Annotated in this window: 13 protein-coding genes; 9 read left to right on the top strand and 4 right to left on the bottom strand. The window is 63.0% G+C overall.

Annotated features, from left to right (window positions below):
* Positions 1-24: 24 nt before the first annotated feature.
* Positions 25-891, bottom strand: coding sequence for a glutathione-dependent disulfide-bond oxidoreductase (gene yghU, locus B7H23_RS11470; RefSeq protein WP_094077762.1), 867 nt, complete (start codon positions 889-891; stop codon positions 25-27).
* Between the two features lie 156 nt (positions 892-1,047).
* Here yghU and B7H23_RS11465 point away from each other — a divergent pair, with 156 nt between their 5' ends.
* The 8 genes from B7H23_RS11465 to B7H23_RS11430 all read left to right on the top strand — a co-directional run bounded on the left by B7H23_RS11465 (position 1,048) and on the right by B7H23_RS11430 (position 7,906).
* A complete protein-coding gene (locus B7H23_RS11465; RefSeq protein ID WP_094077520.1) occupies positions 1,048-2,505 on the top strand; it encodes a homospermidine synthase in 1,458 nt (485 codons plus the stop codon).
* 121 nt (positions 2,506-2,626) lie between these two features.
* Positions 2,627-2,998: an Omp10 family outer membrane lipoprotein gene (locus B7H23_RS11460; protein WP_094077519.1), complete on the top strand. Its 372-nt coding sequence runs from the start codon at positions 2,627-2,629 to the stop codon at positions 2,996-2,998.
* Between the two features lie 79 nt (positions 2,999-3,077).
* Complete coding sequence (gene modA / locus B7H23_RS11455) at positions 3,078-3,869, top strand: molybdate ABC transporter substrate-binding protein (protein ID WP_094077518.1); 792 nt, start codon at positions 3,078-3,080, stop codon at positions 3,867-3,869.
* Positions 3,866-4,552, top strand: coding sequence for a molybdate ABC transporter permease subunit (gene modB / locus B7H23_RS11450; protein ID WP_094077517.1), 687 nt, complete (start codon positions 3,866-3,868; stop codon positions 4,550-4,552). Before modA ends, modB begins: the two co-directional genes overlap by 4 nt.
* 5 nt (positions 4,553-4,557) lie before the next feature.
* Positions 4,558-5,643, top strand: a complete 1,086-nt coding sequence (gene modC / locus B7H23_RS11445; RefSeq protein ID WP_094077761.1) for a molybdenum ABC transporter ATP-binding protein — start codon at positions 4,558-4,560, stop codon at positions 5,641-5,643.
* 141 nt (positions 5,644-5,784) lie between these two features.
* Positions 5,785-6,636, top strand: a complete 852-nt coding sequence (locus B7H23_RS11440) for an alpha/beta hydrolase (RefSeq protein ID WP_158215824.1) — start codon at positions 5,785-5,787, stop codon at positions 6,634-6,636.
* Between the two features lie 267 nt (positions 6,637-6,903).
* On the top strand, positions 6,904-7,596 hold the full coding sequence (locus B7H23_RS11435) for a GNAT family N-acetyltransferase (protein ID WP_094077515.1): 693 nt from the start codon (positions 6,904-6,906) through the stop codon (positions 7,594-7,596).
* Between the two features lie 94 nt (positions 7,597-7,690).
* Positions 7,691-7,906 carry a hypothetical protein gene (locus tag B7H23_RS11430; RefSeq protein ID WP_094077760.1) on the top strand — a complete coding sequence of 72 codons (216 nt, stop codon included), beginning with the start codon at positions 7,691-7,693 and terminating at the stop codon, positions 7,904-7,906.
* A gap of 5 nt (positions 7,907-7,911) precedes the next feature.
* Here the strand turns inward: B7H23_RS11430 and B7H23_RS11425 are convergent, their stop codons facing one another.
* The 3 genes from B7H23_RS11425 to B7H23_RS11415 all read right to left on the bottom strand — a co-directional run bounded on the left by B7H23_RS11425 (position 7,912) and on the right by B7H23_RS11415 (position 10,661).
* Positions 7,912-9,027: a nickel/cobalt transporter gene (locus B7H23_RS11425; protein ID WP_420814481.1), complete on the bottom strand. Its 1,116-nt coding sequence runs from the start codon at positions 9,025-9,027 to the stop codon at positions 7,912-7,914.
* Complete coding sequence (locus B7H23_RS11420; RefSeq protein WP_158215823.1) at positions 9,024-9,671, bottom strand: DUF1007 family protein; 648 nt, start codon at positions 9,669-9,671, stop codon at positions 9,024-9,026. The genes B7H23_RS11425 and B7H23_RS11420 overlap by 4 nt, the downstream gene beginning before the upstream one ends.
* Before the next feature lie 87 nt (positions 9,672-9,758).
* Positions 9,759-10,661, bottom strand: a complete 903-nt coding sequence (locus B7H23_RS11415; protein ID WP_094077512.1) for a LysR family transcriptional regulator — start codon at positions 10,659-10,661, stop codon at positions 9,759-9,761.
* A 559-nt stretch (positions 10,662-11,220) separates the two neighbouring features.
* On the opposite strand from B7H23_RS11415, the gene odc2 reads away from it, so the two are divergent.
* Complete coding sequence (gene odc2 / locus B7H23_RS11410) at positions 11,221-12,354, top strand: ornithine/lysine decarboxylase (RefSeq protein WP_094077759.1); 1,134 nt, start codon at positions 11,221-11,223, stop codon at positions 12,352-12,354.
* The last annotated feature ends 39 nt before the right edge of the window (positions 12,355-12,393 follow it).

Below are 12,393 nucleotides of genomic sequence, written 5' to 3'. Positions count from 1 at the left end.
GGTTCAACAGAGATTTGCTCCGCTCTAACCCTTGTCGAGTTTGTCCTGCGTCTTCTTGTCGAAATCGTCCGCGGAATGGCGTTCGCGCAGCTGATATTTCGGATCGCCATTGACGTTGTTGACCATGCGTCCGCGCGAGACGGCGGCACGGGCATCGATCGCCTTGGCCCAGCGCATGACGTTTTCATATTCGTACACAGCCAGAAATTCGGCGGCGTCGTAGGCGCGCCCGAGGACAAGCTGTCCATACCAGGGCCAGGCGATGATGTCGGCGATGGTGTAATCGTCGCCGGCCAAATACGCCTTGTCCGCCAGTTCGCGATCCAGAACGTCGAGCTGGCGCTTAACCTCCATGGCGTAGCGGTTGATGGGGTATTCGTATTTCTCCGGCGCATAGGCGTAGAAATGGCCGAAACCGCCGCCGAGGAAGGGCGTCGCGCCCATCTGCCAGAACACCCAGTTCAGCACTTCGGTGCGGCCGGCGCGGTCGGTCGGCAGGAACGCGCCGAATTTTTCCGCCAGATACAACACGATGGCGCCGCTTTCGAACACGCGCTGCGGCGGGTTTTCGCTCCGGTCCAGCAGAGCCGGGATCTTCGAATTGGGATTGATGTCCACGAAGCCCGATCCGAACTGGTCGCCCTCGCCAATATCCATCAGCCAGGCGTCGTACTCAGCGTCCGAATGACCCGCTTCCAGCAGTTCCTCGAACATGACGGTGACCTTCACGCCGTTCGGCGTCGCCAGCGAATAGAGCTGGAAGGGATGGTCGCCGACCGGCAGGTCCTTATCGTGCGTCGGTCCTGCAATCGGCCGGTTGATGCTGGCGAAGCGGCCGCCGCTTTCCTTTTCCCAGGTCCAGACCTTCGGCAGGGTGTATTCATTGCTCATCGTGATGTCCCATCTGGTTTCGAAACGGGCACATAGGACAGCGATCGGCGGCGTCCCGTTTCCGATGCGCAAAACCCGTTCTTGATCCGTCGAAGAATGTGCTAGTTGCGCCAGAGAGGAACCGCGACAGCGCCGAGCAGTAGGAGACAAACGCCCATGGCCGAGCAGAACTGGCCCGTTCACGCCAAGATCACCGGACCCGTCATCATGATCGGTTTCGGCTCCATCGGCCGCGGCACGCTGCCGCTGATCGAACGGCATTTCGACTACGACAAGAGCCGGTTCAGGGTGATCGACCCGAAGGTGGCGGACGCCGACAAGTCTCTTCTGGCCGAGCGCGGCGTTCCACTGATCGAAGAGGCGGTGACGAAGGAAAACTATATCGACCTTCTGACGCCGCTGCTGACGGAAGGCGAGGGGCAGGGCTTCTGCGTCAATCTGTCGGTGGATACGTCCTCGCTCGCTCTGATGAAGCTATGCCGCGAACTCGGCGTTCTTTATATCGATACGGTGGTGGAGCCGTGGCTCGGCTATTATTTCGACGACAGTCTCGGCAATGCGGCGCGCACCAATTACGCGCTGCGCGAGACGGTGCGTTCGGAGAAGCGCGCCAATCCCGGCGGAACGACCGCCGTTTCGTGCTGCGGCGCCAATCCTGGCATGGTGTCCTGGTTCGTCAAGCAGGCACTGGTGAACGTTGCGAACGATATGGGCATGGATTTCGACGAACCGGCGGTCGACGACCGCGAAGGCTGGGCGCGGCTGATGCGCGATGCCGGTGTCAAGGGCGTCCACATCGCCGAGCGCGATACGCAGCGGACGAAGAATCCCAAGCCGATGGGCGAGTTCTGGAACACATGGAGCGTCGAGGGCTTCGTCGCCGAAGGTCTGCAGCCGGCGGAACTGGGCTGGGGCACGCATGAAAAATGGATGCCGGAAAACGCGAAAACCCAGGCCGATGGATCGGGCTGCCAGTCGGCGATCTTTCTGGAACAGCCGGGCGCCAATACGCGGGTGCGGACCTGGTGTCCAACGCCCGGCCCGCAATATGGCTATCTCGTCACCCATAATGAGAGCGTGTCGATCTCCGATTTCTTCACCATCGGCGAGGGGTTGAAGCCCGAATACCGACCGACGGTGCATTACGCCTATCACCCCGCCGACGATGCGGTGCTGTCGCTACACGAAATGTTCGGCAATGGCGGGCATATGCAGCCGAACTATCACGTGCTCGACGAGGACGAGATTGTGGACGGCGTCGATGAACTCGGCGTCCTGCTCTACGGTCATGACAAGAACGCCTACTGGTACGGATCGCGCCTGTCCATCGAGGAAACCCGCGACATCGCGCCCTATCAGAATGCGACAGGTCTGCAGGTCACATCCGCCGTGCTGGCCGGCATGGCCTGGGCTTTGGAGAACCCGGAGGCTGGGATCGTCGAGGCCGACGAGATGGACTACAGGCGCTGCCTCGAAATCCAGAACCCATATCTCGGCCCGGTCGAGGGTCATTACACGGACTGGACGCCGCTCCAGGATCGCAACAAATATTTCGTCGAAGCCATCGACGAGAGCGACCCATGGCAATTCCGCAACGTTCTGGTCGCATTTTAGCGCAATCCAGCATAAACTGAAGCGACGATAATCTATGTGCTTGTTGCGGCGGGCCGGACGGGCAAGACTGGCGCCGGTCGGCCTATGTCGGCGTGTTGCATTCGAAACGGGGGTTCCATTCATGCATTACCGTGCATTCACACTGTTGCTGGCTGCGGCGGCAATTGCCGGCTGCACCACCGGGCCCGGGTCCTCGGACCGCGCCTCCCTCAAGCCGTCCTCGCGTGTGGCGGGCCAATGGATGGCGACGGATGGCGTGGCGATGTCGAGCTTCAGCAATAGCGGACGGTTCTCGACCACGCTGCGGGCAACGGGCGAGACCGTGACCGAGGGCACCTATGTGGAATCAGGCGACCGGGTCGCGCTCGACTTCTACTCGGTTCGGCAGCAGCGCCAATCCAAGGCGACCTGCAACTTTGCCGGCCGCGGCCAGCTCAATTGCGTCAGCGATACGGGCGCGCAATTCACGCTCGTCCGCAACGCGGTCGGCTGAGACGGCGCAGTTCGGCGAGTGGGTATGGCATCCCATTTCATCGGGTGACAGCTCCAAAGGCGGGCGATAGTTTGCGATCATGCTCACGCGCCGCCCCACTCGCCGCACCGTTCTGGCCGGACTAACCGGCCTGACATTGTTCGGTCTGCAAACGCCGGTCCATGCCAAGTGGAACGGGCCGCTCGTCTTTGCCGCCGCTTCCATGACCGACGCTCTGAACGCGGTGGCCGAGCGATATCTCGCCGCTGGCGGGACGGCCCCGCGCTTTTCCTTTGCGGCATCCTCCATCCTTGCCAAGCAGATCGCGCAGGGCGCGCCGGCCGATCTGTTCGTATCCGCCAGCGCACAATGGATGGACTGGCTGGAAGAGAAGAACGCGATCGAGACCGATAGCCGGACCGACATCGCCCGCACCGATCTTGTCATTGCCGGTCCCGCCGACGCGGGAACAGCAGCGACAGCTGCCGCAGCGCTCGGCGAGAGCCGCTTCGCAATGGGCGATCCGGGCCATGTGCCGGCGGGGATCTACGCGCGCCAGGCGTTGGAGAATGCCGGGCTCTGGTCCGATCTTACGTCGCGCGCCGTCCTCGGTGAAAATGCGCGGATCGCGCTCGAACTGGTGCGGCGCGGCGAGGTGGCGCGCGCCATCGTCTACGCGTCCGATCTGGCTTCTGCGCCCGAACTTGCGGCGCTTTACACTTTCCCGCCGGCAAGCCACGATCCCATCGCCTATCCCGCCGCGCTGACCGGCACGGGGCAGGACGAAGACGGTGCGCGCGCTTTCCTCGATTTTCTCGTCGGACCGGAAGGGCAGACGGCCATGCAGAGCGCGGGCTTCCAACCCATCAAGCGCGGCCATGCGGACGGATGAGCGAGACTGAAATCCAGATCGTTCTGCTGTCGCTGCGGGTGGCCGGCATGGCGATCCTCGTTGCGCTGCCGCTGGCCTTCGCCGTAGCCTGGCTGTTTGCGCGGCATGATTTTCCCGGCAAATCCTTTGCGCAGGCGCTCGTCATGCTGCCGCTGGTCGTGCCGCCGGTCGTCACCGGCTACGGGCTTCTGGTACTGTTCGGCACGCAGGGGCCAATCGGCGGGCCGCTGCGCGAATGGCTCGGTTTCACCTTCGCCTTCCGCTGGACCGGCGCGGCGCTGGCCGCCGGCGTCATGGCGTTTCCGCTTCTCGTGCGGCCCATTCGCCTGTCGCTCGAGGCCATCGATCCGTCGCTGTCCGAGATGGCGCGAACGCTGGGTGTCGGGCGCCTGCGCCGGTTCCTGACGATCACGCTGCCGCTCGGCTTGCCCGGCCTCATCGCCGGCGGCATTCTGGGCTTCGCCAAGGCGCTCGGTGAGTTCGGCGCCACCATCACCTTCGTTTCCAACGTGCCGGGTGAAACGCAAACGCTCTCGCTGGCCATCTATTCGCTGCTGCAAAGCCCACAGGGCGACGCCGCGGCTTTGCGGCTGATCGGCTTTTCCGTGGTGCTGGCGCTTGGCGCGGTGATCGTATCCGAACTGGTGCAGCGGCGACTGGGTGCCGGGGCCGCTGGCCGATGAGCGAGATGCTGCATGTCGACATCGTCGTTCGTCAGGGCGCGTTCGAGACCGAATGCCGCTTCGATGCGGAGGCGGGCGTCACCGCACTCTTCGGCCCGTCCGGGGCGGGCAAGACCACGGCGCTGCGTGCGATTGCCGGGCTCGTTCCCGGCGCGAGTGGGACGATCCGACTGGGTGAGCGCATCCTCCTCGACAGCGCACGCGGCATCGGCGTTCCGGCGGAGAAGCGGCGGGTCGGTTTCGTCTTCCAGGAAGGGCGGCTTCTGCCGCATCTGACTGTCGCGTCCAATCTCACCTATGGCCGTCATGGCGGGCGGGGGCCGACCGATGAAGCGTTGCGGCACATGGCGGGCTTTCTCGGCATCGGGCATCTGCTAGACCGCAAACCGCGCACCCTTTCCGGCGGCGAGCGCCAGCGCGTCGCCATCGGGCGGGCGCTCCTGTCCGATCCGGCGCTGCTGTTGATGGACGAGCCGCTGGCCTCACTCGATCCGGCCCGGCGGGCGGAACTGCTGCCCATGATCGAGAGGGTGCGCGACGAAACCGATATTCCCATCGTCTTCGTCAGCCACAATGTCGGCGAGGTGGCGCGGCTAGCCGAGACGCTTGTCGTCATGGACGGTGGCAGAACGCTGGCGGCGGGGCCGGCGCTCGACATCTTTCCGCGCTTCGAGACTGATGCCGCGCTGGGCCAGGGGGAAGCCGGCGCGCTGGTCGAGGGCAAGGTGACGGCTATCGACTCCCAATTCGGTATCGCCACCGTCGATCTCGGCGGCGAAGCGCTGGAACTGACCCAGGGCGGGTTTTCCGTTGGGCAGATCGTGCGGCTGCGCATTCTGGCCGGCGATGTCAGCCTTGCGGTCGGCGATGCGGGCGCGATGGAGGGGCTGTCGATCCGAAACCGGCTCGTCACGACGATTGCGGCTATCGCGCCAGATCGTACAGGGCCATACGCTGAACTTCTTCTGGGGCTCGGACAGGTCAGGTTGCGCGCGCGCGTGACCCGCAAGAGTCTCTTCGAGATGGGACTGCATGAAGGCCAGCGCGTTACCGCCATGATCAAGGCGGTTTCCGTCGAGCGACGCCGCTAAATCACAACCAGAACCGTTCCTCGTGCGGCCCGGCTTGAAACTTGCGGCGATCTTGATACGTCCATGAAAGCGTGGACCGGCCGGTGGCTGCCGTCGGTTCGGGTGAGGGCGGTCCACCCTCCGCCATTCCATGGAGGTTTCATGCGTTTTACTGCCATCGCCATCGGACTGTTCGGCCTTATCCTGTCCGGTTGCGGCGGCGCGACGCTGTTGAACGCCGTGACCACCGAGAAGGGCCTGACCGTTGAGCGAGGCATCGCTTACGGGCAGCAGAAACGCCACCGCTACGATCTCTACCGACCGGCAGAGGCCGAACCGCAAGCGCTCGTCATTTTCTATTACGGCGGAAGCTGGAACAGCGGCCATCGCGGTATGTATGAATTCGTTGGCGCGGCTCTGGCGAGGGAAGGGTTCGCCGTCGCCATTCCCGATTACCGGCTGCATCCGAAGGTGCAATTTCCGACCTTCGTGGAGGATGCAGCGCTGGCCTTTTCGACGATCAAAAGGGATGCGGCGGGCGACCTGCCAATCTTCGTGATGGGCCATAGCGCCGGCGCGCACATTGGCGGTCTCGTCACCTTCGACGAACGTTATCTGCGCCCGCACGGGATCGATCCCTGCGGGACCGTTGCCGGCTTCATCGGCTTGGCGGGTCCGTACAATTTCGACATCACCAACAAATGGAAACCGGTCTTTCCGCCGCAAACGCGTGGCAGAAGCCAGGTCATCGATTTTGCCGACGGCCGCCATCCGCCGGCGCTTCTCGTGCACGGGCTGGACGACAGCACCGTTCACGCGCTGGACACGCGGCAAATGGATGAGGCGCTTCGCCGTGCTGGCAACCCGGTGACGATCGAACTTCTCGAAGGTGTCGGCCATATCGACATCGTGGCCGCTTTGTCGTGGCCGTTGCGCAAGGCGGCGCCGACCCTGGCCGTGGTGACGGACTTCGTACGTAAAAACAGCAAGATGGCACCGCGATGTGGCGCGTAAAAGGTAAGATGTCCGGGCGTATTACTTCGCTTGCAGCCGTCTTGCGCAAGCAATCGAGCGGCACGACTTGCGCGTTAAGACTTTTTTTACCAGTTTAACCCAGTATTGCTCCTACCAGCACATATCCTCCTCCCAAGGCTGGTCTCTAAAGGGCGCTCGAACTCCTCCCGAGCGCCCTCTCTTTTTGCGCTACCATGACAGGATTTCGGTTGAGATCGGGGGGCTATACTCCTACCGCGCTATGGTCTTTGTAGAGGACCATCCATCGTGACCGATGACAGCCTTGCCGATTGGACAGCCCGACCGTTCCCCGACCCCTCCCGGCTCGAGGGCGAACTGGTCACCCTGACCGCATTCGATACGGATCGCGACAGCCATGTGCTCTGGCAGGCGTTCGGAGAAACCGGCTTCAACCGGCTGGCGCGCTATTTCCCCATCGTCGATTTCGATGACGAGGCCGCGTTCCGCGAATGGCTCGTCAGCCATCAGGGCCAGTGGCACACGATGGTTTTCCGAGACCGGAGCAGCGGCGAACCGCTCGGCATGGCCTCTTATATGCGGATCGATGCTGCCAACGGTTCCTGCGAAACCGGCTCGGTGATGCATGCGATCTCGGCACAGCGAAGCGCTGCCGTCACCGAAGCCCATTTTTTGATGGCCCGGCACGTCTTCGACGATCTCGGATATCGGCGTTTCGAATGGAAGCTCGACAATCGCAATGCCGCCAGTCACGCCGCCGCCAAGCGCCTCGGCTTCACCTTCGAGGGCGTGTTCCGCAACCACATGGTTTCGCGAGGGCGGAACCGCGACACGGCATGGTATGCAATGATCGACCAGGACTGGCCGGCGATCAGGCGCGGGTTTGAACTCTGGCTGGATCCAGCGAATTTCAATGCGAACGGTCAGCAGAAATCATCGTTGGCCGATCTGCGGTCCGCCCCGCTCGTCGAGCGCTCGTGACGGTTCGAAGCGCGGGGCGTGTGGCCGGACGCAGCAAATGAATGCGGGCGCTCAAGGCTTGCTTCCGCCTGCCGCTTCGTGTGAAAGCCTGCGCATGACAAAAGAGACACGCCGGACGGCCCTGGCCGCCGCTGCCATTTTCCTGCTTTTTCTGGTCGGCTGGATCTTCATTCCCGGCCTGGTGCTTGCGGCGGCCGAGATCTCACCCTGGCTCGGCGTGGTCGTCGCGGCGCTCTTCGTCCTTACCTTCCCGGCGATCTTCTGGCTGCGCAGCCGGCACAATCGCCGCATCGAAGACAAGGTCGACTGAACGGGTCAGGCTGTGGCCAGCGCTCCAGCCAGAAGGACCATGCCAAGAACCACGATCAGGCCGGCGCCGAGCAGTTCGATGGCCAACTGAACCTGTCCTGCCAGGCGACTGCCGGGGCCGCCCGCGAACCGAACGGCGATGTTCTTGGCGGAAACGGCCAGCGTCGCCAGCGTCGCCACCGTGATGGCGGTGCCGAACGCCATAGCGAGCGCCGAACCGATACCCGCCAGCACCATGCCGTTGAGAAAGGCGAAGGTGAGAATGATCAGCGCGCCGGAACAGGGGCGCATACCCACGGCAGCAACCGCCGAGATCGCTTCCCTGGCGCGAAACCGCTCGCCGGAGAGGCGTTCTGGGCCCGGCATATGGGCGTGGCCACAGCTTGAGCAGACCTCGCCGGATGCGTGATCGTGGCCGTGGCCGTGATGGGGGGTGTGGATATGGACGTGCGCTTCGTGATGGTGGGCGTTGCGGGGATGCATATCCGGGCCGACAAGAGCGGCCACGCCACCGCCATTCACGGTCATCGCTGCCATGGCCGGCTGCCGCCGGAGGGCCGACCGCAGAAGCGGAACGAGTTTTCTTGTCAGGAGCCAGAGGCCGAAACCAGTCAGAAAGGCGTAGGACAGGACTTCAAGCGTAAACACCGTATCGGTCTGCGAGATCGCCGTGCCCCGTAAGATCAGGAACACCGCACTGATGACGACAATAGCCATGATTGCCTGGAGAAGCGCGGACACGAAGGCAAGCATAACACCGCGCCGCAGGGCGATTTCGTTGGCCACCATATAGGTCGAGATGACGGCCTTGCCGTGGCCCGGTCCGGCGGCGTGCAATATGCCGTAGAGAAACGACAGGCCGGCAAGCGTCCAGCCTGCCGTGGGGTTCTCGCGCATGGCGCGCAGAGCATCTGTCATGAGGGCGTAGAAGCGCCGCTGTTCCTCGAAAATATAACGGCTCATCTCGCCGAACAGGCCGCCCGAGACCGGCGACGCCGCCGGCTCGGCTGCGCCAATGCCAAGAGAGGATTGCGCTAGCGCGACATCACTTGCCGTCAGAAACGCGGCCACCCAGCAGAAAATGAGCGCGAGCGTGGGAGAATATCGAAACCGATCCATCATCCTTCGGCCTTGCTGCAGTTCAGTTCGAGGCGAGTGGCGAAAAGACCGTTCGGATCGGTCGTGTCGGTGGTGTCGTAGAAGAACTGATCGAGATTGTCGGCATAGTCCGCCATCAGCTGATCGGGATCGGGGCGAATGACGGAACGCTTGCAATGGGTCGGCAGTGCCTCGCTCACCATATCCTCGTCGCGCTGGAAATCGATAGCGGTATAGAATGTGGGATCGAACACACCGAAACTGAGTTTGCCGGTGAGCGGCATGGGCGGCATGGAACGGCTTTCGAAGAAGACCAGAAGACGACCGTCCTGCAGATCAGTCTGGATGACCGGCGGCGGCATCATCGGCGCGGCTTCGTCATTTTTCGTGACGCTCTGGAAATAGCCGAATTCGGCGGTGGATTCGCGGATCACGCTGCCGACCTCTTCCAGTTCATCGGAGTCGAGCGTGTTATCGGTGTTCCTGTCGAACTCCAGAATCACCGTGGCGGTAAAAATATCGTCGAACCGCCAGACATGCCGCAGTGCGGTCACGGCGTTGCCTTCGATCACCACCTCCATGCGCGCTTCGGCCCAGACATGGGGGTGAGCGTAAGCCGCTGCCGTTCCGCCCAGCGCGAACGCCAGCGTCGCAAGAGATCGTATCACTGCATATTTCAAAACGAATCCCGCCCTTTACCGAACGATGATCCCTTGGACGGTCAAGATGGCGTGAGTTTGGCGACCGGTTCGCCGTCAGGATTCGGCGCCATTCCGTTTGTGCCAGTCGGCCAGAAAATCGACGAGGGCGCGGACCCGCGCAGGCAGATAGCGACGGTGGGGATAGACGGCGTAAATGCCGCCGTCGCGCGCCATATAATCGTCCATAACCGAGACGAGCCGACCTGCGGACAGATCCTCGCGCACGGCAAATCGCGGTAGCATGCCAAAGCCCAGATGTTCGACCAGCGCTTTTCGGGCGACGACCGGGCTGTTGACCTCGATCGGGCCGGAGACCGGCACGGAGATCGTCTCTTCGTTGGGGCCGTAAAAGGGCCAATTGTTCCGCCAGCGGCCGTTCGTGTCGCAGATGCAGGGCTTCTTCGATAGATCTTCCGGTCGCTCCGGCAGGCCGAAGCGCTCGATCGCTTCGGGTGAGGCGCAAACGGTGAGCGTGAAATCGGCAAGCCGGCGCGCGATCATCGAAGAATCTTCGAGCCGCGCTATGCGGATCGCAAGGTCGAAGCCCTCCTCCACGAGATCGACGAAGCGGTCGTCCAGATGAACGTCGAGCCGGACATCGGGATAGGCCTTGGCAAAAGCGATCAAAGGCTCGCCGATCACCGCGTCGGCATAGGAGCGCGGGGCAGTGAGGCGGAGGCGACCGCCGATCTCACCGGATGCGTCGCGCACCGAATCGCGCAGGGAATCGATATCGCGGATGATTTCGAGCGCCCGACCATAATAGGCATGGCCGGCTTCCGTGAGCGAAAACTGGCGCGTCGTGCGGTTCAGCAAAAGCGCGCCGACCTCGTCTTCCAGTTCACGGACATATTTGCTGAGCAGCGCCTTCGATCGGCCGATCTTGCGCGCGGCGGCCGAAAAACCCTCCGCATCGACCACGTCGATAAAGGCGCGCATGCGGGTCAGTGTGTCCATGGCGGCTGGCGTCCCTCGATGCTGGTCCGGTCGCAAATGAGGCCGGACGATGAAAGTTCAAGCGATTGGCGCTTTTTGGCTTGCATTGGTGAGCTATCCTATCTATATCGCCGCTGCCCAAAGTCGCACGTGCCTGTGGGCGTCCGCCGAGCCCCCGTATGGTGGGGGCTACGGTAAGGTACCTGGAACTAACCGCTCCAGTCGTATCTCCGGCCTACCGGATTGATGCGAGGACGTCTTGAAGCAACGACACTAGCGGGCCTTTTCGATCTCTCCCGGCGTCCAAAACCGGGGTTCTAAGAGGCACATTACTGCGTTGCTCGATGTGCGGCGGGTTCATCCCTCCAAGCTGACGGCAAGACAAAGCGAACGAAAGCCGGCGCCGGTGCGTTGGTATTGCGTTCATCGCCGTAGATCGGCGTTACGCCGGATCCAGGGTCTCCAAAGGCTGGGTCTGGCATCGCCGATCTGCACTTTGTCGTCGGGTCGTATCCGCAAATGGTTGGCGGAACGGCGCGCAAAGCCGAAAGACCGGTCCTGCCGGCATATGGGGATGATGATGACCACCCAGCGTATTCACGATTTCTTCGCCACCCGACGTCCAGACGGTCCCTGCCTCGTCGTGGATACCGAAGTCGTTCGCGACAATTTCAATGCGTTCAAGCACGCGCTGCCGGACAGCCGCATCTTCTATGCTGTGAAGGCCAACCCGGCGCCGGAAATCCTGCGCCTGCTGGCCTCGCTCGGCTCGTCCTTCGACTGCGCGTCCGTCGCCGAAGTCGAAATGGCGCTCGAAGCCGGCGCGACCGCAGACCGCATTTCCTACGGCAACACGATCAAGAAGGAACGCGACATTGCCCGCGCCCGGGCGCTTGGCATCGATCTTTTCGCCGTGGACTGCCACGAGGAGGTGGACAAAATTTCGCGCGCCGCGCCGGGCGCTCGTGTGTTCTGCCGCGTGCTGACCGATGGCGAGGGCGCCGAATGGCCGCTGTCGCGCAAGTTCGGCTGCGTGCCGGTCATGGCCGTCGATGTGCTCGAGCATGCCGTCAATAACGGGCTCGAAGCCTATGGCGTGTCTTTTCATGTCGGCAGCCAGCAGACCGATCTGGACGCCTGGGACCGGGCGCTGGCCGACGCCAACGCGGTGTTCCGCGCCATGGCGGAGAAGGGCGTGACACTGCAGATGGTCAATATGGGCGGCGGTTTCCCGACCCGGTACCTGAAGGACGTGCCGGCGGCCGAAGCCTATGGCCGCGCCATCTTCTCGGCGCTGCGCAAGCATTTCGGCAACCGGCTGCCCGAGACGATCATCGAGCCGGGCCGCGGCATGGTCGGCAATGCAGGCGTCATCAAGAGCGAAGTCGTGCTGATCTCGCGCAAGAGCGCCGAGGACAAGACCCGCTGGGTCTATCTCGACATCGGCAAGTTCGGCGGTCTGGCCGAGACGATGGACGAATCCATCCGCTATCCGATCACCACGCCGCGCGACGGCGACGAGACCGAACCCTGCGTGCTGGCCGGCCCGACCTGCGACAGCGCCGATGTGATGTATGAGAAGAAGCCCTATCCGCTGCCGATCACGCTGACCATCGGCGACGAGGTTCTGATCGAAGGCACGGGCGCTTATACCACGACCTATGCTTCGGTCGCGTTCAATGGGTTCGAACCGCTCCGATCCTACGTCATCTGACGGACGGCTACCGCCCGTCAGTTCGAAACGCCGCCGGCT

This window comes from Notoacmeibacter marinus (assembly GCF_002238045.1).
In the GTDB taxonomy this organism is placed as follows: Bacteria; Pseudomonadota; Alphaproteobacteria; order Rhizobiales; family Rhizobiaceae; genus Notoacmeibacter; species Notoacmeibacter marinus.
The sequence above is the reverse complement of the archived record's forward strand: the minus strand, read 5'-3'. Positions and strand labels throughout refer to the sequence as shown.

Coding starts and splice junctions, on each gene's coding strand:
- yghU (WP_094077762.1), bottom strand. CDS start 891: ATGAGCAATGAATACACCCTGCCGAAGGTCTGGACCTGGGAAAAGGAA.
- B7H23_RS11465 (WP_094077520.1), top strand. CDS start 1,048: ATGGCCGAGCAGAACTGGCCCGTTCACGCCAAGATCACCGGACCCGTC.
- B7H23_RS11460 (WP_094077519.1), top strand. CDS start 2,627: ATGCATTACCGTGCATTCACACTGTTGCTGGCTGCGGCGGCAATTGCC.
- modA (WP_094077518.1), top strand. CDS start 3,078: ATGCTCACGCGCCGCCCCACTCGCCGCACCGTTCTGGCCGGACTAACC.
- modB (WP_094077517.1), top strand. CDS start 3,866: ATGAGCGAGACTGAAATCCAGATCGTTCTGCTGTCGCTGCGGGTGGCC.
- modC (WP_094077761.1), top strand. CDS start 4,558: ATGCTGCATGTCGACATCGTCGTTCGTCAGGGCGCGTTCGAGACCGAA.
- B7H23_RS11440 (WP_158215824.1), top strand. CDS start 5,785: ATGCGTTTTACTGCCATCGCCATCGGACTGTTCGGCCTTATCCTGTCC.
- B7H23_RS11430 (WP_094077760.1), top strand. CDS start 7,691: ATGACAAAAGAGACACGCCGGACGGCCCTGGCCGCCGCTGCCATTTTC.
- B7H23_RS11425 (WP_420814481.1), bottom strand. CDS start 9,027: ATGATGGATCGGTTTCGATATTCTCCCACGCTCGCGCTCATTTTCTGC.
- B7H23_RS11415 (WP_094077512.1), bottom strand. CDS start 10,661: ATGGACACACTGACCCGCATGCGCGCCTTTATCGACGTGGTCGATGCG.
- odc2 (WP_094077759.1), top strand. CDS start 11,221: ATGACCACCCAGCGTATTCACGATTTCTTCGCCACCCGACGTCCAGAC.